We start from the raw sequence: 19,061 nt of genomic DNA, 5'->3' as shown, positions 1-19,061 counted from the left end.
CGATCGTGGGCGTTGACAAGAGGCTCTCCATTCAGGGGTCAGGCGGCCTGCACCGTTACCGGCAGTCCACCGCGGATGCGCAGCGACAGCATCGGTTCGGCGACGACCGGTCGGCCGGGAAGCCCGGTCAGCCGCAGGTCGCGGCAGAGCAGGGCGAGCACAAGAACCGCCTCGAGCAGACCGAGGTGGTTACCCACGCAGAAGCGGGGGCCGGCTCCGAAGGGGATGTAGGCGAACCGCGGCCGGTCCGTCCCGGCGTCGCCGAGGAAGCGCTCCGGGTCGAACCGGTCCGGTTCCGGCCAGAAGGCCGGATGGCGGTGCAGGGTGTACGGCGAGACGAGCACGTCCGCTCCGGCGGGCACCCGGTAGCCGCCCACCACGTCGTCCTCGATCGCGATCCGGGGAAGCAGCCAGACGGGCGGGAACAACCGCATGGCCTCGGAGATGACGGCCGAGGTGTAGGTCAGCCGCCGCAGGTCGTCGTACTCGGGAGCCCGGCCGCCGAACACCTCGACCGCCTCGTCGTGCACCCGCTGCCAGACCTGCGGGTGCCGGTCCAGCAGGTGCAGGCTCCAGCTCAGCGTGCTGGCCGTGGTCTCGTGCCCGGCCAGCAGCAGCGTCACCAATTCGTCGCGCAGGCGCATCCGCCCCGTGCGGGGGTCGGCCTCGCGGTCGGCCGACACGATGAGCCGGGACAACACGTCGTCGGCGTCGGTCCTGCGCGCGCGTCGCTCGGCCACCAGGCGTTCGACGACGACCTCCAGGCGCTGCCGCGCCTTTCGGAACCGCATCTGGTGCGGCAGCGGGATCCACATCGGCACCATGCTGAGCGTCTCCAGCTCGAACATGGCCTGGTCCTGCACCCGGGCGAAGTCGGTGCCGATCCCGTCGAACTCGTGCAGGTCGGCGTCGAGCAGCGTGCGGCCGAGCACGCCCAGGGTCAGGCCGGTGAGTTCGTCGACCAGCTGCACCGGGCCGGCGCCGATCCGGCTCCGCAACCGGTCGACCAGCCGGGCTCCCTCGGCCGCGACGGCCCCGGCCTGTTCGGCGATCCGCCGGCTCTGGAAGGCCGGCTGGATCACCTTGCGCTGTTCCTTCCAGAGCTCGCCCTCGCTGGTGAGCAGGCCGTCGCCGAGCGCCCGCCGGGCGTGCACCAGGCCGATGCCCTTGCGGTAGTTGGCGGCGTTGCCGGCCAGCACGTGCTTGGCAGTCTCGGGATGGTTGAAGAAGTAGAGCGCCTTGTGCCCGACCGGCAGCCGGGCGGCGTCGCCGTACTCCCGTGCGGCGCCGGTCATCATGGCCAGCCGGTCGCGGTTCATCTGGGCGAGCAGCCGCAGCGCCGACCGCCGGGACGGCCCCGGCAGGGCGCGCCCCCGCGACGGGGTGTCGGTGGGCGTGAAGGCGGCGGTCATGCCGCCCTCCGGTCGGCCGCGTCGCACTCGATCCGCCCGAACCGGCCGCGCAGGAAGACCAGTACGTCCTCGTCACTGCTGCCCGCCATGCTGAGCAGCCGGCCGACGAAGATGCTGTGGTCGCCGCCGTCGTACGTGCGCCACAGCTCGCACTCGAAGTGCGCGGCCGCGCCGGCGATCAGTGGGGCGTCGCACCAGGCGCCCCGCAGGCAGTCGGTGTCGGCGAACTCCGCGACGCCGATCGGCCGGCGCCCGGCGAAGTGCCGGGCCACCTTCTCCTGACCGGCGCTGAGCACCGACACCCCGAAGGTGCCCGCCCGCACCATGGCGCTGTGCATGTTGGCGTTGCGGTCGACGCAGACCAGCACCAACGGCGGCTCCAGCGACACCGCGGTGAAGCTGTTCGCCGTCATGCCGTGCGGCTCGTCGCCGCCGGTCGTCACCACCGTCACCCCGGTCGCGAAGGAGCCGAAGGTGCGCCGCAGCAGGGCCGTGTCCTGCACCTGCGGCACCGGTTCGCGTTCGGTCTGCAGCTCGGTCATCAGCGGGCCCTCGCCAACTGATGGGTGTACGGCTCCAACGCGCGCACCAGCGCCTCCGGTACCCGCGACGGCACGGTCCGGTTGTTCGGGCCGCGCATGCACGCCACCCGCTGCATCCCCCGGGCGACGAGCGTCTCGCCGCCCTCCGGGTTGAGCCGCACGTAGTCGAAGCCGAACTGCAGCTGGGTCTGACCAAGCTCGACCAGGCGCATCCGGATGGAGACCTCGTCGAACGCGGTGATCTCGGCGTAGAACTCGCAGTCCACCTTGAGCGTGAACAGCTTCAGGTCGTCCTGCAGATCGGCGAGCACCTCGGCGGCACGCTCCTTGAGGAACAGCTCGCGCGCCCGGCCCTGCCACCGCAGGTAGTTGACGTAGTAGACGTTGCCCACCAGGTTGGTCTCTTCGAAGCCCACGGTGTGGCGATACTCGAAGTACTTCACTGGCCCTCCTTTGCGAGTACGGCGAAGACCACTGGCTCGACGGCGCCGCCGCGTACCGTCGCCGCCAGGGCGCCGATGCGGATGTCGCCGGAGGCGAGGGTGACCCAGCCAGCGCGTTCGGTTCCGGCGAGCGTGAGCGGGGCCTCGGCCGAGGAGCCCGCCTTGCGCAGGCACTCGATCGCCGACCAGACCCGGGTGGCCGCCACGTCCAGCGGCTCGGCACACGTCTCGGCGATCAGGCGGGCCAGGTCGAGGTGCCGGCCGAGCAGCCCCTTCCAGTCGTCCTCCGTCCGGGCGGTGACCGGCTCGACGTCGCAGCCGAGCTGCCCCTCCCCCACCGCGCACAGGGTGAGACCGGCGCCGTGCGACGCGGTCAGCGTCAGGTTCCCGTCGATCTCGGGCCGCCCGTCCGGGCGGTACCGGACGTTCACCGGGCGGTTGACGGCCCGCCAGGCCGCGCGGGCGGTGCGTACCCGCCGCGTGCCGACGTGGTCGCCGGTGTCGTCGCCCGGGTCGTCCGGCTCGACCACCACCGCCGCCCGGATGCCGGCCAGGTCGCCGATCGTGCGCTCCAGGTACGGCCCGAGCAGCGCCGGCACCCACGGGCCGCGCCCGTCGCGCTTGCGTACCGCCCGCAGGTGCAGTCCGGTCCAGCGCTCGATGACCGAGCCGTCCGCGTCGCGCAGGGCGATGTCGTAGACGTACGTGTCGCCGTCCCGGCTGCGCTCGGTGGCGCAGTAGCGCAGCTCACCGGCCCGGTCGAGCCGGTCACCGGCGGGGTGCAGCTCGTCCACCCGCACCGGCAGCAGCGTCGCGTCCGGCACGCAGACCTGGTTGCCGTGCATGAGGGTGTCCCGCACGCCCGGGTCGCCGAGCACGAGCGCGCCGGGCAGGAAGGCGGCGAACCAGTCGGTCTGCGGCAGCGCCTCGACCACGACGTCCACGTCCCGGGCCTGCGCCCGCCGGTAGCCGCGCAGCCGCTGGAACCGGCCGCCCTGGAAGAGCACGTCGCCGTAGAGGTCCACGGCCGGGTCGAGGGCCACCGGCGGCATCCCCTCGCCGACCTGGTCGGGGGCGCCGCCGGCCGGGCCGGTGTCGCGCCGGAGCAGCCGGGCGCGGAAGTGGTCGGCCGCGAACGCGGTCTCCTCGCTCTGGATCACCACGTCGACCGCGTCGTCGTCGGTGCGCACCGCGGCGATCCGGATCGTCGTGCTGCCGCCCGGCGGCACCACGATCGGCCGCTCGAACCGGGCGTCGGTGATCGCCGGCGCTCCGGTCCAGCCGGTCAGGGCCCGGGTCACCTGCGCCATCGCCTCCATGCCCAGCACCGCCGGGAACAGCAGGTTGCCGTCGAGCAGGTGGTCGGCGAGGTACGGGTCGGTGCCGGCGTTCAGCTCCGTCTCCACCACCAGCTCGACGCCGTGGTAGCGCACCAGCGGCCGGTCCACGAAGCGCAGCAGCGGCAGCGGCGGGTTCTCCCGCTCGACCGTGTGGATGCCCTCGGTCCGGCCGCTGATCACCACGGTGGACGGCACCGACGGGTCGGCGAGCAGCCGGCGCAGCATCGCCAGGCCCTGGTCCGGGGTGATGGCGGTGACGCCCTCGCGGGCCAGCGTCTCGACCACTGACAACCGCTCGCCCATGCCCACGCCCGACCAGACCGACCACTCCAGCACCAGGGCGCGGCAGTCCGGGTGGTCCGCGCCGTAGCGGGTGACCAGGTCGTCGAGCCACTCGTTGGCGATCGAGTAGTGCGCCTCGCCGCGCAGCCCCGCCCGGCCGATGATGCTGCCGAGCGCGACCAGCAGCTTGAGCCCACCGCCGCCGACGGCGTCGAGGACGTTGCGCAGGCCGTCCACCTTGGGTGCCAGCGTGCGACGGACCAGGTCCTCGTTCACGCCGGTGAGGGCGGTCGGCTCGTTGCGCCCGGCACCGTGCAGCACCGCGGTCACCGGACCGCCGAGTTCCGCGGTGAGCGACTCGACCGCCGCGCGCACCTGGGCCGGGTCGGTGACGTCGGCCCGCGCGTACCGGACGGTGACGCCCTGCTCGGCGATGCGGGCCAGGTTCGCCGAGATCTCCGGGTCGGTGGCCGCGTCGGAGCGGCCGAGCAGGGCCAGCCGGGCACCGCTGTCCTTGGCCATGGCCAGGGCGCACTCGGCGGTGATGCCCTTGGCGCCGCCGGTCACCAGCAGCACGTCGGACTCGTCGAGCGCCGCCTCGGTGCGCTCCGCGCTCACCGGCAACGGGCGCAGCACCGGCACGCGGCGGGTGCCGTCGGCCTCGTACCACGCCTCGGTGAAGCTCGTGGTGCCGGCGACCTCGGCGACGATCCGGTCCACCGCGTCGGGTTCCGGCGCGATGTGTACGACAGTGGTGCGGATGTGCGGCGCCTCCAGGTGCAGGGTCTTGGCCAGACCTGCCGCGCCCCGCCCGTGCTGCACCAGGACGAACCGGCCACCGGAGGCGCCCGTCACCGCGGCCCGGGCCCCGGCGAGCGCCTCGGCCAGATCCGCCTCCTCGCAGTCGGTCGGCAGCAGGACCAGAACGCCGCCGCCGACGTCGCCGCGCTCGAGCGCGGCCCGCAGCGGCTCGGCCAGCGGGTGCTCCGCCGGGGCGTGCACCTGCCAGCTGCCGCGCTGCTCGACGCCGGCCGCCGCCGGCACGTCGCGCTCGTCGAGGTCGACCCGCCAGGACCGCACCCAGTCGGCGGCGCCGGTGACGATCGGCGCGGCCTCGGTGACGCCCTCGACCGTCTCCGACCCGCGCAGTCCTTCGAGGGCCTCGGCCAGCTCGGCGAGGGTGGCGGTGGCGAAGTTGGCGGGCGTACGGCTCGGCGGGATGCCGATGCTCTGCGCCACCCGGTTCACCATCTGGCCCACGGTGATCGAGCTGAAGTGCAGGTCGTCGAGCAGCCGGCTGTTCATGTCGACCAGCTCGGGCGGCAGTTCCGCCCGTTCCGCCGTCATCCGGCGCAGCAGGTCGGCGACCGACTCACCGGCCGGGCCGGACACGGGTTGCGCCTCCGGCGTGCTGGACGGCGCCGCCGGAATCCCGCCGCGGTTGCGGGCCGGCACCTGCGGCGCGGCCTCGCACGGGCTCTCGAAGAAGCTGAACTCCGTGCCCACCGCCAGCGGGCGCACCAGCCGCCCGTGGAACAGCGCGGGGTCGACGTCGGTGGCCCCCACCACGAAGGCCGCTCCGAGCACCCGCAGCAGGCCGACCGACGACTCGTCGTCGGTGTCCAGCGCGACCGCCGGCACGTCCACCACGCCGCTCGCCAGGCCGCTGAGCACCCGGCCGGGGCCGACCTCGATGAGCAGGTCGACGTTCTTGGCGGCCACGGCGACCGCCTGGGCGAACAGCACCGGCTCGGTGATCTGCCGGGTGAGCAGGTCGGCCAGGTCGGTATCGGTGGGCAGTTCCTCACCGGTCACCGTCGAGACCACGCGCCGGTCGGGTGTGCCGAAGGACTCCCGGCGCAACAGGCCGCCGAAGGCGCCCGCGGCCTCGGCGACCAGCGACGAGTGGAACGCGTGGGAGACGGCGAGCCGGGTCGCCGCGACGCCTGCCTCCTCGGCCCGCCGGCAGGCCTGCTCGACGGCCTCGACGCTGCCGCTGATCACGGTCTGTCCGGGTCCGTTGTGCCCGCCGACGACCGCCGACAGTCCGGCGATCAGCCGTTCGGCCTGCTCGGGCCCGCAGGACAGACCGGCCATCGTGCCGGAGGAGCTGTGCTCGGCCATGGTGCGGCCGCGCAGGGCGGCCAGGCGCAGCACGGTCTCGTCGTCCATCGCCCCGGCCCACTGGAGGGCGGTCAGCTCGCCGAGGCTGTGCCCGACCGCCACGACCGCCTCCAGGCCGAGGGTCCGCAGCACGCGCTGGCCGGCGATCGAGCCGGTGACGATGCGCGGCTGGGCCACCTCGGTGGCGACCATGTCGCCGCTGCGGGGCAGCGCGGCGGCGCGGTAGACCTCGTCGGCCTCGGCGAAGCGCCGGCGCAGCGCGCCACCGCTGGTGCCCTTGCCGGAGCCCTGCCCGGGGAACAGGAAGCCGATCTCCCCGTCGCCGATCTGTCCGAAGCAGGTACGACCCCCGTCGGCGAACAACTGCGGCTCGCCGGCGTCCAGGGCGTCGACCACCGCCTTCAACCGGTTCGTCGCGTCCGACGGGGAGTGCGCCACGACCGCCGCCCGCCAGGGCAGCTCCCGCAGCTCGCCGTGCAGGGTCGCGGCCAGGTCACTGAGCTGCGCGTAGCTGATCGACGGCACGAAGTCGGCCACCCGCTTCAGCCGTTCGCGCAGCTCGGCCGGGGTCAGCGCGTCGAACACCAGCAGCTCGGCGTCCTGGGCGCCGGCCGCGATGGCCCGGGTACGGCTCCCGTAGCGCACCTTGCGCACCGGCTCGCCGCGGTCCAGGACGAGGTGCGTGTTGATGCCGCCGAAGCCCATCGCGGTCACGCCGGCGCGCACCGGGCGGTCGTCCGGCCACGGTTCGGCCCGACGCGCGACGCGCAGCGCGGCGTTCGGCGACTCGAAGACCTCGTGCGGGTCGACACAGCCGACGGTCGGCGGGATGACCTCGTTGTGCATCGCCATCGACGCCTTGATCAGCCCGGCCACACCGGCCGCGGCCTTGGTGTGCCCGATCATCGCCTTGACCGACCCGATCACCGCGGGCGCGGCGCCCGGGTCGGCGGCCAGCCGGTTCTGGTTGAGCGCGGTCAGCTCGTTGGAGTCGCCCACCTTCGTGCCGGTGCCGTGCCCCTCGAACAGCGGCACGGTCTCGATGCCGAAGCCGGCGCGGGCGTACGCCCGGTTGAGGGCGAGGTGGTAGCCGCGGGTCTCCGGCCGGGTGATGCCGCCGCGCCCGTCGGAGGAGATGCCCCAGCCGGCGATCGTGGTGTAGATGCGGTGGTTGCCGCGCAGCGCGTCACTCTCACGCATCAACACGACCATGCCGCAGCCCTCGCCCGGCCAGAACCCGTTCGAGCCGCGGTCGTAGACGCGCATCTCGCCGGTGGCCAGCGCCCCGGTCTTGGCGAACCCGATGACCTCGAACGGGTCGACCGACAGGTCCACCCCGCCGGCCACCGCGACGTCGAGCTCGCCGTCCGCCAGCGCCTTGCAGGCGGTGGCCACCGAGAGCAGCGAGGACGAGCACGCGCCGTCCACCGTGTAGCCGCCGCCCTGCAGGTCGAAGTGGTTGCAGATGCGCCCGGCGATGGTGTTGGACAGGCCGCCGGCCAGGGTGTCCTCGTCGACCGCCGGGAACGGGCTCTTGTACGTCTGCTCCAGGTCGTCGAGGAGAGCGTCCAGGTCCTCGTCGGCGAACCCACGCTCGCGCAGCACCGCGGTCACCGTGCGCTGCACGTACGGCCAGCGCAGCCGCAGCTGGTTGGCGCGGGAGAACTCGCCGGTGAGCGTGTTGCCGACGATCACGCCGGTGCGCTCCCGGGGCAGGCCCTCGGCCATCGGAAAGCCGGCGTCGGCCAGGGCTCCGGCGGCCACGTCGAGAGCCAGCCAGTGCGTCAGGTCGGTGGAACGGTACGTGCTGCCGGCCACCTTGTACGCGATCCGGTCGAACTCGTACGCGTCGATGACCGCCGCGTTACGGGCGTAGAAGCGGTCCGGGGTACGGGGATCCGGGTCCCAGTAGTCCTCCAGCCGCATCCGGACGTCCGGCAGCCGGCGGAACGCCCGGCGGCCGGCGATGGCGTTGTCGAAGAGTTCCTTGGGGGTGGTGGCGTCGGGATATCGGCACGCCATTCCCACCAGCGCGATTCTGGACATGGGCGATCGGGGCTCCTCACATGGACGGGCGGACGGGGCGCACGAGACGGGGTCAGCGGCGCCGTTCCACCCCGGTGTGTGCCGAGAACGCGTCGGCGATGCGTTGACGCCAGGTCGCATAGGCGGGCACTGCGCCGTCGGCGGGCAGGCCCTCGCGGGCGTGGTCGGTGGCGGCGGCGGCCGTGGCCACGTCCGTGCCGCACAGCACCTCGGTGGCCAGTTCGTTGTGCGGGACGACGAGACCGGCACGCAGCCGGGCCTGCGCGGCGAACGCGGCCCCCTGGGCCAGCTGACCCCGGTACGGGCCGGCCGCCTCGGCGAGGCACTCCAGCTCCGCGCGGTCGACGCCGCCCGCGTACGTGGCGGCCAGGCCGGCTCCGCTGTAGAGGTCCGGCCGGCGCTCCTCGGGGAAGGTGGCGAACAGCGCGGCGACCCGCTCCGGGTCGGTGCCGCAGACGAACCAGCTCGCCCGGCCGATGCCCTGGTCGATGACCTGGTTGGTGTGCCACGCCGGGCCGGGCACGACGTTCGGGGCCCGGGGCGCCTGGTACCGCTCGTGGACGTACTGGCGGGTCTTGAAGTACGCCTGGTGGAAGCCGTAGCCGTCGAGCAGCAGCCAGCGCAGCAGCGGGTCCGGGCCGTACAGCGTGGACCAGCGGAATCTCGGCAGGCGGGCCATCGCCCAGCCGACCCCGACGTACACCATGTAGACGTGGTCGGCGCCCGGCCCGTCGAGCAGCGCCCGCACGTGCCCGCCGCGTCCGACGGGCAGGCCGTCGAGCACGGCCATGGCCATGCCGGCGCCCTCGTAGGCGAAACCGCGGTAGAGCTCGGGCAGTTGCCTGAGCTCGGCCTCGACGTCGGCCGGCCGGCCGGTCGCCGCGGCGGCGCCGTAACCGGTCAGGAAGGACCTGCCGACGGTCTCCAGCCGGTCGACGGCCTCCGCCGACTTGGCGTGGAAGCCGCGGACGGCGACCTTGGTCTCCGAGATGTCCGGCGTCAGGACGCGCCGTCGCAGGTTGTGCCAGGCTGTCATGTCACGGCCTCCGCTGGGGGGTGGGAGAGGGCGAGCGCATCGAGGTGGTCGCGGATCTGCTGCCGCCAGGACTCGTAGTCGGGCGGGCCTGTCGGTTCGGCTCGGCTCAGGCTGATGTCGTCGGCCAGCGTCGCCGCGGCCGACACGGTGAGGCCGGTCAGCGTGTGCAGCGTGCTCGCCGAGTGTTCCGGCACGAAGCCGGAGAAGTCGCGGGCCTTGGCGGCGAACACCGCGCCCTGTGCCAGGTGCCGCCAGTGCTCGCCGGACGCCCGCCGCAGCACCGCCAGACCGGTCTCGTCGCAGCCGCCGGCGAAGGTGGCCGCGAGGCCGACACCGCTCCACAGGTCGGCGTGCCGCTCGGCGGCGAAGGCGCGCACCGCGGCGTCGACGTGCTGCGGGACTCCGCCGTGGATGAACCACAGCGCCCGCCCGATGCCCTGGTCGACCGCGCGGGGGAAGTAGTCGGCGCGGCCCTGCCACGGGTACGGCGCCGGACGGCGCTGGCGCTCCACCACGCTACGGGTGTCGAAGTAGGCCCGGTCGAAGCCGTAGCCGTCGACGGCCAGCCAGCTCATGGTCGGGAAGTAGGGCGTGCCGGTGAGGTCGGGTAGGACACCGCGCCACAGTGGACGCGGCAGGCGGGCCATCGCGAACCCGATGCCGATGTAGGTCAGGAACGTGTGCGGGACACCCGGTCCGCGCAGCAGTTCCCGGGTACGGGTTCCCCGGCCGCCCGCCATCGCGTCCCGCACGGTCAACGCCATCGTCGCGCCCTCGTACGCGAAGCCGCGCAGCTCGGCGTCGACCATGTCGAGCCGGCGCTCCAGGCCCCACTGGTCCCGCAGTTCGATGCCCCACTCGAAGCCGCAGACGACGGCCTGCGGGATGGCTTCGAGGGCGCGGGTGGCGTCGGTGGGCGTGACCGGAAATCCGCGCCCGGCGAAACTCACGTCGTGGAACGACGGAGTCAGGGCCATCCGGCGTAACGAACCGAGGACTGTGGGCATCGGGAAACTCCCTCACGCGGTGTGTGGGTGAGACTTCATCGTGTTATGCGATTCCCGGCCGGCGCGTCTCCTGGTGTGCGGGGTGCGGCGAGACGCTGCCGGGCTCCGATGCGACGGGCGGCTTCGAAGGCCGCCCACCCGGTGACCTCCACGAGCGCCTCGTCTCCGGGCTGGTGACGCCGGAACTCGGCGACGACCCCGTCGCCCACCTGGTGCGACGACACCGCGGTGAGCAGCGCGAGCCGTCCGGCCGCCCGGTCGGCCGGGCCGAGCGGGGTGAGCAGGTCCTCGCACCACGCCGTGGAGATGCCGGTGTCCGCGCCGCGCCAGCCGTCGAGGTGCTCGCGCACCACGGCACGGACCTCGGGTGACAGCCACCGTTCGCCGGCCGCGTCGAACGTCGCGGCGGCCCGCGCCAGCGCACCGCCGATGAACGGGTTGCCCGCCGCCCAGCCGGCGTCGGCGGGCTGCGGCGCGTCCGGCAGCAGGTCGAGGGAGCGGCCGGGCTCGCGGTGCGCGCGCAACGTGTCGCGCAGCAGCCGGCCCACCCCCTGCTTCATGCGCTGCCGTGCCCGCCCGGTGAGGCCGGGCGGAAGCAGGAAGCTGGAGAGGAAGACGTTCACCATCCGGGTCAGGTAGTGCATCGCGGTCACCGTGCCGATGAGCTCGGCGCTCTGCGCGGGGGTGAGCCAGGCCGGCACCCCGAGTCCGTCGGGCGCCTCCTGCGCGCCCCGCGCCCATTGGCTGATCTCACGCAGCCGGGGGTCGCGCATGTCGTCGACGCGGTCGGCGGCGAGCTGGTCCGCGTCGTACTCGCCGGCCAGGTCGTACATGCTGACCGAGTGCATGTCGACGCAGTACGGGCAGATCGTGGCGACCGCGACAGCGGTCGCGGCGGCCTCCTTCGAGGCCCGGTCGGCGGCGCCGCTGGCCAGCACCGGCTCGCGCATGAGGGTCCAGTAGGCGGCCAGCGCGCGGGGGGACGGTGAATGCATGAGCGCCGGTGGGATCACCAGGCGCATCTCGTCCGCCACCTGCTGGTACACCTGCTCGACCAGACCGCTCGCGGAGAGCGCGGAGACCGGTGTGACATGGCGTACCTGACGTTGCACGACTGAGGCTGCGACTCGGCCGACGATCATGGCTGCTCCTTCCGCCGGTGTGGCCAGTATCAGCAGATCGAACGCGAAAATCCCGCGTGCCGGACGAGGGAAGCAATTCTGGAAAAGAATTTCCCGGCGGAGAGCTGTGATCGGGTATCTCCGGTATCCAATTGCTACTTCAATATTGCGCTCGGCCCGGCGGGACGGCCTATCCGGTTGCCCGCCCAACTCGGCCGTGGCTAGCCTGGCGACACATGAACGTGGGGGTGCGCTGTTCGGTGCGCATTCCACCGCTCGCCGTGACGGATCGGCCGAGAAGGCCGGAATCTCATTGTTGCGGCGCGGCCCAGCCCTGGGGGAAGAATGCAGGATACGTCGGAGAAGGCAGTTCTGCGCGCCATCGAGGCGATGCACGAGCGCCTCGGTGGACAATTGACGGTCGATGACATGGCTCGCGCAGCCATGTTCAGCAAGTTTCATTTCACACGATTGTTCCAGCGGGTCACCGGGGTGTCGCCGGGTCGCTTCCTCTCCGCGCTGCGCCTCCAGCGGGCCAAGGAACTACTCGTCTCGACGCCGATGAATGTCGCCGACGTCAGCGTCAGCGTCGGTTACAGCAGCGTCGGCACGTTCAGCTCCCGGTTCAGCCGGAGCGTCGGGATGTCACCCACCACCTTCCGGCAGCGCGCCGGCTACGCCAGCGAGATCCGCACCGACTCGGACGGGGTGGCCCTGAGCGACGCGAGCCTCTCCTGCGTGGTGCACCCCGCCGGCCCCACGGAGAACACCCTGACGTTCGTCGGTCTCTTTCCCGAGCGCGTGCCCGAGGGCCGCCCGGTGCGCTGCGCGGTGCTGCGCGACTCGCGGCACGTCACCTTCCGCCACGCGCCGTTGGGCCGGTGGCACCTGCTCGCGCAGTCGGTTTCGGCCGACCGGCGCCCACCCGGCTCGTACCGCGATCACGCCGACCGGCCGGTCGCCGTGGCCACCGCCGGGCCGATCGTCATCCGGCCGGGCAAGCCGATCTCCACCGAGCTGGTGCTGCGGCCGGGCCGCGCCCTCGATCCGCCGGTGCTGCTCGCGTTGCTCGACGTGCGCACCTACGCGCTGAGCCGGCTGGCCGAGCAGAACCGGCCCGCCGAGGAATACGCCGGCGCCGCCTGAGTCAGGGCCGCCGGCCCGGCGGGTCGGCACGGGAGCACCCCCGGCCACATCCGCCCGGCTCTACCCGCTATTTCGGATTCGACTGGGTTCCGGCGATGTTCGACAACTGATTCTCAGTACGCAGCAGTGCGTTCCACTATCTACATTCCGCCACCCGGCAAGGATCTCCGACCAGGGCATCCATGCGTCGCGCCCCGGCGTGGATTCGGTGTCGGGAAACTGATGGCGCGGCGGATTGCGCCCGCTCCCGCCCTGAGATAGCCTCGGGGAAGAGCGACGGACATCACAAGGCCGCCAGCATTCGGAATTGGCCGGAATGGGCGCAATGGAACAGGAAATTGAGGTAGCCGTCAAACGCGCAGTGACGACGATGCGCGACAATCTAGGCCAACCGCTGACGATTGACGACATGGCCCGCTCGGCCATGTTCAGCAAATTCCACTTCACGCGCGTTTTCCAGCGGGTCACCGGCATCTCCCCCGGCCGTTTCCTTTCCGCACTGCGGCTCCAGCACGCCCAGCAACTGCTGGTCTCGACCCCACTGCGGATCGCCGATATCAGCCAGCGGGTCGGCTACAACAGCGTCGGCACGTTCAGCACCCGGTTCAGCCGTAGTGTGGGCATGTCCCCCACCGAATACCGGCTCCAGTCCGGATTCGCGCGGCAGATCGTCACGGAAACAGACGCCCACACCACGTCGTCGGCCGGTGGTCGCGTCGAGTGCCGCATCCGGATGCCACAGGACGGCCAGCCGCGGCTGGTCTTCGCCGGCCTTTTCCCCGAACGCATTCCGCAGGGCCGCCCGGTGCGCTGTACGGTGCTCGCCGACCCGGCGCATCTCGAGCTCGACGACGTGCCCAGCGGCACCTGGCATCTGTTGGCCCAGGCGGTGCCGGGATCATGCGGCCATCCGGACGGCTACCAGGCAAACGTGAACGAGTCGGTGTCGGTGGCCAGCCTCGGCCCGATCACCGTCGCACCGCGCTCGGTGGTCCGTTCCGCGCTGGAGTTCAACAGCGCCGGTCCGCTCGACCCACCGGTCCTGCTGGCCCTGCTGGACGTCCGCAAGCTGGCGATGGAGATCGTGGCGCAGCGTGCCCATGCGCACGTTCCGCTGACGGCCGGAGTGGCTGGTCACGGTCCCTCGAACTGCTGGTGACGCCCGGGCCGCAACCCGGAAGTGGACCGGCGCCGGCGACTCGGCGACCCTGGTGCCGTGACTATTCCATCCGCACCCAGGAAGCTGGTCGCCGGTGCCCTCGCGTTCGACACGCCGGCCTTTCCGGACGAGCGCGGCGTCTTCCGTACGCCGTTCCGGTCGTCGGCATTCGGACGTCCCCTGTTTCCGGTGGCCCAGGTCAACTTCAGCGTCTCGCGCCGCGGCGCGGTACGCGGCCTGCACTACACAGTCACCCCGCCCGGCACGGCGAAGTACGTCTACTGCCTGCACGGCCGCGCCCTCGACATCATCGTCGACCTCCGGGTGGGCTCGCCGACGTTCGGGCGGTACGACGCCGTGGAGCTTGACCAGGAGCGGTGTCCGGCGCTGTACCTGCCGTTCGGGGTCGGTCATCTCTTCGTCGCACTCGAGGACGACACCGTGATGAACTACCTGCTGTCGCTGGAGTACCGGCCGGAGAACGAACTCGCGCTCGCGCCGTTCGACCCGCAGCTCGCGCTCCCGATCCCGGCCGACATCGATCCCATCCTCTCGCCGCGGGACCAGGCGGCGCCCAGTCTCGCCGAAGCGCTGGACGCCGGCCTGCTCCCGGGCTACGCGGCCTGCCGCGCGCTGGAGGAACGGTACAGCGCCTGCCAGTAGTGGCTCCACACTGGAGTGCTCGCCTCGGCGGCGCACTCCCAGCGGTCCCCCGGCGTGTAGGCCGAGACGAACCGGCGCGACTGCTTACGCACGGCCTCGCTGTCGAAGATGTCGATCACCTCGGTCAGCAGCCCGGCGCGCAGCGCGGAGGCCACCTGTTCGGTGCCCTGCGAGTGGTCGTCCAGCGCCTTGTCCAGATACTTGCCGACCGGGCCGTTCACGTAGAACGCCTGGCTCCGCTCGTCGACGAGACCCAGGTAGCCGCGGACCACCTCCGGCGGCATGCAGGCGAACGAGTCGATGTTGATCGCCAGGTCGACGTCACGCGGGAACGTCCGCCCGGCGTCCGCGGCCGCGTGGAAGGACACCTTGGCGTACTGCGCGGGCTCGAGCACCGCGCGCAGGTAGGCGCGGGCCAGCCGCAGCGAGGGCTCCTGCTCCACGATGTGGTACTCCGCGACGTCGTGGTTGGCCATCAACGCGTGGCAGGTACGGCCGTATCCGGCGCCGATCTCGACGATTCGCGCACCGGCCAGGCGCACCCGTTCCGCGAGGAAACCGACCTCCTGCACGGCCCGCAGGTAGTCCATGTCGATCTCGTCGCCGTCGTGGCGAACGGTGATCGGATCGCCGACGTCCCGGTTCCGGGTCTTGCGCAGCCGCTCGCGGTCCTGCGGGCTCAGCCGGCCGCTGACGCTGTACAGCAGTGCTTTGAGGTACCGCACTCCGTTGTTCCGTGGATCCCACAGCGTCAACTTGAAGTTGGCGTCATCGGACCGGAATCCCGCCAGAATATCCGTGTCCTGATCGACAGTCACTGTTACCGACCTCCTGGATGAGCGGAGCCCGAACGGCCCGGTGAAGTGGAGTATCACGCCGTTTCCCAGCGGGCTGCGCCTCTGAGAGTGCGAACAGCCGGGCCGCTCGCCGGGGTTCTGCGCGCACCGCATTCCAGGAGACCTGGGGGTCTGCCGGCCCGCCACATACTGGTTTTCCGGCAGATGTCGACTCGACGAACGGACCCGATGGTGAAGGGAATTGTTCTCGCCGGTGGCACCGGTACGCGGCTGTACCCGCTGACGCTGGCGACGTCCAAACAGTTGCTGCCCGTCTACGACAAACCGATGCTCTACTACCCGCTCTCAGTACTCATGCTGGCCGGCATCCGGGACATCCTGATCATCTCGAACCCGGATGTGCTCCCGCACATGCGCCAGTTGCTGGGCGACGGATCCCGGCTGGGCCTGAACCTCAGCTACGCCGAGCAGAAGGAGCCACGCGGCATCGCCGAGGCGTTCCTCATCGGCGCCGGTCACATAGGACACGACCGGTCCGCGTTGATCCTCGGCGACAATCTCTTCCACGGCGCCGGCTTCTACAACCTGCTGCAGCACGAGGCCCGCTCGGTCGACGGCTGCACCCTGTTCAGTTACTCGGTCTCGGATCCCGAGCGCTACGGCGTCGCCGAGACCGACACGGAGGGCCGGCTGGTCTCGATCTTCGAGAAGCCCCGGCGGCCGCGTTCCAACCAGGCGATCACCGGCCTCTACCTCTATGACAACGACGTGGTGAGCATCGCCGCCGGCCTGAGTCCGTCGGATCGCGGGGAACTGGAGATCACCGACGTCAACCAGGAATACCTGCGGCAGCGCCGGGCCGGGCTCGTACCGCTGAGCCGCGGCTACACGTGGATGGACTGCGGCACGCACGCCAGCCTGCTCGCCGCCAGCCAGTACGTGCAGGTGATCCAGGAGCGGCAGGGGGTCCGGGTGGCCTGCCTCGAGGAGATCGCCCTGCGCATGGGCTTCATCGACGCCGAGGCCTGCTACGAGCTGGGCGCCGAGATGCCCCACTCGGACTACGGCCGCTACCTCACCGAGATCGCATACGCACTCGACTAAGGACGACGATGGGAAGACTGCTGAGAGCGGCGACCCGACGCATCGCGCCGGCCCACATCCGTTACGTCCGGCCGGTGCCGCCGGAGACCGCCCCCGAACCGGTCGCGCTGGTCTACCGCCAGGTCGAGACGGACTTCGGGATGCTGGCCCCGCCGGTGGCGCTGCACGCCCCGGCGCCACCGGTGCTGGCCGCCTGCTGGAGCATCCTGCGGGAGACCCTGGTGGTGTCCGGCCGGGCGAGCCGCGCCGACAAGGAGGCGGTCGCCGCGGCCGTCTCGGTGGCCAACCGCTGCCCGTACTGCCTGGACGTGCACGGCGCCGCGCTGACCGGCCTGCTCGCCGGGCCGGACTCCGCCCGCATCGCGGCCGGCGGGACCGACGAGGTGACCGAGCCCCGACTGCGCGCCCTGGTCCGCTGGGCGCGGACCGGCGAGGGGCCGGAGCCGTTCCCACCGGAGCAACGGGCCGAGCTGGTCGGGGTGGTGCTGGTCTTCCACTACATCAACCGCATGGTCAACGTGTTCCTGCGGGACTCACCGCTGCCGGCCGTGCCGAGGCCGGCCGAACGGGTCCTGCGGCGCACCGCGGCGTCGGTGCTGGGCCGGCTCGGCCGGGTCGAGGTCGCGGCGGGCTCGTCGCTGGACCTGCTGCCCGAGGCCGGCCCGCTGGCGGGCACCGCCTGGGCCGCGACCGTGCCGCACATCGCCCAGGCGCTGAACCGCGCCGGCGCCGCCATCGCCGCAGCCGGCGAACGGAGCGTCCCGGCCCGGGTGCGCGAACTCGTCGAGGCCCGGCTGGCTGATCCGGGCTTCGCGGGGCCCGGGATCAGCGCCAGGGCGTGGCTGGACGAGGCGGTCCAGCAACTGCCCGCGGCGGACCGGCCGGCCGGGCGGGTGGCGCTGCTGACCGCGTACGCGTCCTACCGGGTCACCCCGGAACTGGTCGCACAGTGCCGGTCGGACGACGCGCAACTGGTCGAGCTGACCGCCTGGGCGGCGTTCGCGGCGGCCCGTGCGACCACCGGCCGGATCGTGCCGGATGAGGGCAAGCGGGGAGATGTGAGCCCGCCCGTCTGACTGCGACGCTCATCCCGATGGCTGAGGGTGTTCCGCAGCCAGGTCGGGTGGCCCGTTCGGTGGCCCGCCGACGTATCCGAGCCGTGCTGTTCCTCCTGCCGTCCCGCTCGGCCCGCATCACCGGCCAGACCTCGCCGTGCACGGCGGCCTGCTCGGTTCCGCGCCGATGAGCAGGATGCCCGGCTGACCGTCAAGCAGCCGCATCGCACAGAGAAAGGGTGGAGCCACCCATGGGGAAGAATCCACGCCGGGCGCTGGTGCTCGGCGGCAGCTACGCCGGCCTGTTCGCCGCGCGAGTGCTGACCGAGCGGTACGACGAGGTCCTGATCGTCGACCGGGACAAGCTGGTCGGTGAGCGGGGACCGCGTCGCGGCCGCCCGCAGGGCAAGCACATCAACGCCATGCACGTCCGCGGCCTCCAGGTGACCGAGGAACTGTTCCCCGGCTTCATCGAGGGACTCGTGGCGGACGGCTGCCCGACCGGCGACTACGCCGGCTCGTGCCGGTGGTACTTCAACGGGCGGCCGCTGGTCCGCGAGGACATCGGCTACATCGCGGTGCCCGCCACGGCCCCGCTGATGGAACGTCACCTGCGCGAGCGCGTCGAGCAGCTGTCCGGCGTGCGGTTCCTGGAGCGCCGCGACATCGTCGAGCTGGAGACGACACCGGACCGTGCCCGCGTCACCGGCGCCCGGCTGCGTGATCTGGACAACGACCGGGACGAGGTGATCGAGGCCGACCTGGTCGTCGACGCCACCGGCCGCGGCTCGCGGACCCCGGCCATGCTGGAGCGGTTCGGCTACGAGCGGGTCCCCGAGGAGCGCATCAAGATCAACCTCGGATACGTGACCCAGCACTACGAACTGGACGACGACCCGTGGCACGGCGACCTGGCCATCATCCCGGTGGCGTACCCCGCCTCGCCGCGTGGCGCGATCTTCACCCAGACCGACCACGGCAAGGTCGAACTGACCGCCTACGGCCTGCTCGGCGACCACCCGCCGACCGACCAGGAGGGCTTCTACGACTTCATCCGGTCGCTGGCGATCCCGGACATCGCCGACGCCCTCAAGTCGGCCCGCCCGATCGACGAGCCCGTCCCCTTCCACTATCCCGTCACGCTGCGCCGGCGCTACGAGCGGATGTCCCGCCTGCCGGCCGGCCTGCTGGTCACCGGCGACGCGGTCACCAGCTTCAACCCGGTGTACGCGCAGGGCATGACGGTGGCCGCGGTCGCCGCCCTGACGATCCGGCGCCACCTGAGCGCGCACGGCGAACCCGACCCGGCCGCGTACTTCCGCGACCTGGCCCGCGACTGCATCGACGCGCCGTGGGAGATGACCACGACGGTCGACCTGAACTTCCCGGACGTGCCCGGCCACCGGTCTCTCAAGATGCGGATGGTGCAGCGCTACCTGCGGCTCGTGCAGGTCGCCGCGACCCGGGACCCGAAGGTCACCACGGCGTACCTGCGGGCCGCGGGCATGGTCGACACCCCACAGGCGCTGATGCGCCCCGCGACGCTGTGGCGCGTGCTGCGCGGCGCCTTCGCCCGGAGCGCCCCCGTCGACCGGCCGCGTCAGCCGACGCTCGCACAGTCGGGCTGAGCCCCGCCGTCCCGAACCGGGCCCGTCGTGCTTCCCCCCGCACGACGGGCCCAACTCTGTGCCCGGTCCCCCGGGAACGCGCCTGCCGTCGGGGCAGCGCAGACGGCGGGTTCAACGCACGATTGGAGGACCACCCGGTGCCACCGGTCTCCGCCG

14 protein-coding genes are annotated in these 19,061 nt (G+C 72.2%); 6 read left to right on the top strand and 8 right to left on the bottom strand.

The genetic code is table 11. The features are described 5' to 3' along the window. Positions 1-38: 38 nt before the first annotated feature. From AB0C17_RS07320 to AB0C17_RS07290, 7 genes are read right to left on the bottom strand one after another with little or no spacing between them, the layout of a single operon-like run. The gene (locus AB0C17_RS07320) at positions 39-1,412 is read right to left on the bottom strand and encodes a cytochrome P450 (RefSeq protein WP_357389650.1); all 1,374 of its coding nucleotides are present in this window, start codon (positions 1,410-1,412) and stop codon (positions 39-41) included. Continuing rightward, entirely contained in the window at positions 1,409-1,954 is a 546-nt protein-coding gene (locus AB0C17_RS07315; protein ID WP_357468079.1) for a flavin reductase family protein, read from the bottom strand. Before AB0C17_RS07315 ends, AB0C17_RS07320 begins: the two co-directional genes overlap by 4 nt. Further along, positions 1,954-2,397, bottom strand: a complete 444-nt coding sequence (locus AB0C17_RS07310) for an acyl-CoA thioesterase (RefSeq protein ID WP_357389646.1) — start codon at positions 2,395-2,397, stop codon at positions 1,954-1,956. The genes AB0C17_RS07315 and AB0C17_RS07310 overlap by 1 nt, the downstream gene beginning before the upstream one ends. Next, a complete protein-coding gene (locus AB0C17_RS07305; protein WP_357477179.1) occupies positions 2,394-8,189 on the bottom strand; it encodes a type I polyketide synthase in 5,796 nt (1,931 codons plus the stop codon). The genes AB0C17_RS07310 and AB0C17_RS07305 overlap by 4 nt, the downstream gene beginning before the upstream one ends. Positions 8,190-8,241: 52 nt before the next feature. After that, a complete protein-coding gene (locus tag AB0C17_RS07300; protein ID WP_357477177.1) occupies positions 8,242-9,225 on the bottom strand; it encodes a DUF1702 family protein in 984 nt (327 codons plus the stop codon). Next, complete coding sequence (locus tag AB0C17_RS07295; RefSeq protein ID WP_357389640.1) at positions 9,222-10,232, bottom strand: DUF1702 family protein; 1,011 nt, start codon at positions 10,230-10,232, stop codon at positions 9,222-9,224. Before AB0C17_RS07295 ends, AB0C17_RS07300 begins: the two co-directional genes overlap by 4 nt. Before the next feature lie 35 nt (positions 10,233-10,267). Next, positions 10,268-11,374, bottom strand: a complete 1,107-nt coding sequence (locus AB0C17_RS07290) for a carboxymuconolactone decarboxylase family protein (RefSeq protein ID WP_357389638.1) — start codon at positions 11,372-11,374, stop codon at positions 10,268-10,270. Between the two features lie 324 nt (positions 11,375-11,698). On the opposite strand from AB0C17_RS07290, the gene AB0C17_RS07285 reads away from it, so the two are divergent. The 3 genes from AB0C17_RS07285 (at position 11,699) to rfbC (ending at position 14,321) form a co-directional block, all read left to right on the top strand. Then, positions 11,699-12,499 carry a helix-turn-helix domain-containing protein gene (locus AB0C17_RS07285; RefSeq protein WP_357477175.1) on the top strand — a complete coding sequence of 267 codons (801 nt, stop codon included), beginning with the start codon at positions 11,699-11,701 and terminating at the stop codon, positions 12,497-12,499. A 325-nt stretch (positions 12,500-12,824) separates the two neighbouring features. After that, positions 12,825-13,658, top strand: coding sequence for a helix-turn-helix transcriptional regulator (locus AB0C17_RS07280; protein ID WP_357477172.1), 834 nt, complete (start codon positions 12,825-12,827; stop codon positions 13,656-13,658). 63 nt (positions 13,659-13,721) lie between these two features. Beyond that, positions 13,722-14,321: a dTDP-4-dehydrorhamnose 3,5-epimerase gene (gene rfbC, locus AB0C17_RS07275; RefSeq protein ID WP_357389661.1), complete on the top strand. Its 600-nt coding sequence runs from the start codon at positions 13,722-13,724 to the stop codon at positions 14,319-14,321. On the opposite strand, the gene AB0C17_RS07270 is transcribed toward rfbC, so the two are convergent. Beyond that, a complete protein-coding gene (locus tag AB0C17_RS07270; RefSeq protein WP_357389632.1) occupies positions 14,273-15,271 on the bottom strand; it encodes a putative sugar O-methyltransferase in 999 nt (332 codons plus the stop codon). The two genes, rfbC and AB0C17_RS07270, sit on opposite strands and share 49 nt — an antisense overlap. A 78-nt stretch (positions 15,272-15,349) precedes the next feature. Between AB0C17_RS07270 and rfbA the strand changes: the two genes are divergently transcribed. The 3 genes from rfbA to AB0C17_RS07255 all read left to right on the top strand — a co-directional run bounded on the left by rfbA (position 15,350) and on the right by AB0C17_RS07255 (position 18,905). Beyond that, positions 15,350-16,222, top strand: a complete 873-nt coding sequence (gene rfbA, locus AB0C17_RS07265) for a glucose-1-phosphate thymidylyltransferase RfbA (RefSeq protein ID WP_357389630.1) — start codon at positions 15,350-15,352, stop codon at positions 16,220-16,222. An 8-nt stretch (positions 16,223-16,230) separates the two neighbouring features. After that, positions 16,231-17,298 (top strand): carboxymuconolactone decarboxylase family protein, encoded by a 1,068-nt coding sequence (locus AB0C17_RS07260; RefSeq protein ID WP_357389628.1) that lies wholly within the window; start codon positions 16,231-16,233, stop codon positions 17,296-17,298. A 230-nt stretch (positions 17,299-17,528) separates the two neighbouring features. Then, positions 17,529-18,905 (top strand): FAD-binding monooxygenase, encoded by a 1,377-nt coding sequence (locus tag AB0C17_RS07255; protein WP_357389626.1) that lies wholly within the window; start codon positions 17,529-17,531, stop codon positions 18,903-18,905. Positions 18,906-19,061 lie beyond the last annotated feature (156 nt).

Source organism: Micromonospora sp. NPDC048887, from assembly GCF_040649715.1.
In the GTDB taxonomy this organism is placed as follows: domain Bacteria; phylum Actinomycetota; class Actinomycetes; order Mycobacteriales; family Micromonosporaceae; genus Micromonospora.
This window is presented reverse-complemented; position numbering and strand designations above follow the sequence as displayed.

Excerpts from the sequence above, each read along its gene's own strand:
- AB0C17_RS07320 (WP_357389650.1), bottom strand. The coding sequence starts at position 1,412 with ATGACCGCCGCCTTCACGCCCACCGACACCCCGTCGCGGGGGCGCGCC.
- AB0C17_RS07315 (WP_357468079.1), bottom strand. The coding sequence starts at position 1,954 with ATGACCGAGCTGCAGACCGAACGCGAACCGGTGCCGCAGGTGCAGGAC.
- AB0C17_RS07305 (WP_357477179.1), bottom strand. The coding sequence starts at position 8,189 with ATGTCCAGAATCGCGCTGGTGGGAATGGCGTGCCGATATCCCGACGCC.
- AB0C17_RS07300 (WP_357477177.1), bottom strand. The coding sequence starts at position 9,225 with ATGACAGCCTGGCACAACCTGCGACGGCGCGTCCTGACGCCGGACATC.
- AB0C17_RS07295 (WP_357389640.1), bottom strand. The coding sequence starts at position 10,232 with ATGCCCACAGTCCTCGGTTCGTTACGCCGGATGGCCCTGACTCCGTCG.
- AB0C17_RS07290 (WP_357389638.1), bottom strand. The coding sequence starts at position 11,374 with ATGATCGTCGGCCGAGTCGCAGCCTCAGTCGTGCAACGTCAGGTACGC.
- AB0C17_RS07285 (WP_357477175.1), top strand. The coding sequence starts at position 11,699 with ATGCAGGATACGTCGGAGAAGGCAGTTCTGCGCGCCATCGAGGCGATG.
- AB0C17_RS07280 (WP_357477172.1), top strand. The coding sequence starts at position 12,825 with ATGGAACAGGAAATTGAGGTAGCCGTCAAACGCGCAGTGACGACGATG.
- AB0C17_RS07270 (WP_357389632.1), bottom strand. The coding sequence starts at position 15,271 with ATGCGGTGCGCGCAGAACCCCGGCGAGCGGCCCGGCTGTTCGCACTCT.
- AB0C17_RS07260 (WP_357389628.1), top strand. The coding sequence starts at position 16,231 with ATGGGAAGACTGCTGAGAGCGGCGACCCGACGCATCGCGCCGGCCCAC.
- AB0C17_RS07255 (WP_357389626.1), top strand. The coding sequence starts at position 17,529 with ATGGGGAAGAATCCACGCCGGGCGCTGGTGCTCGGCGGCAGCTACGCC.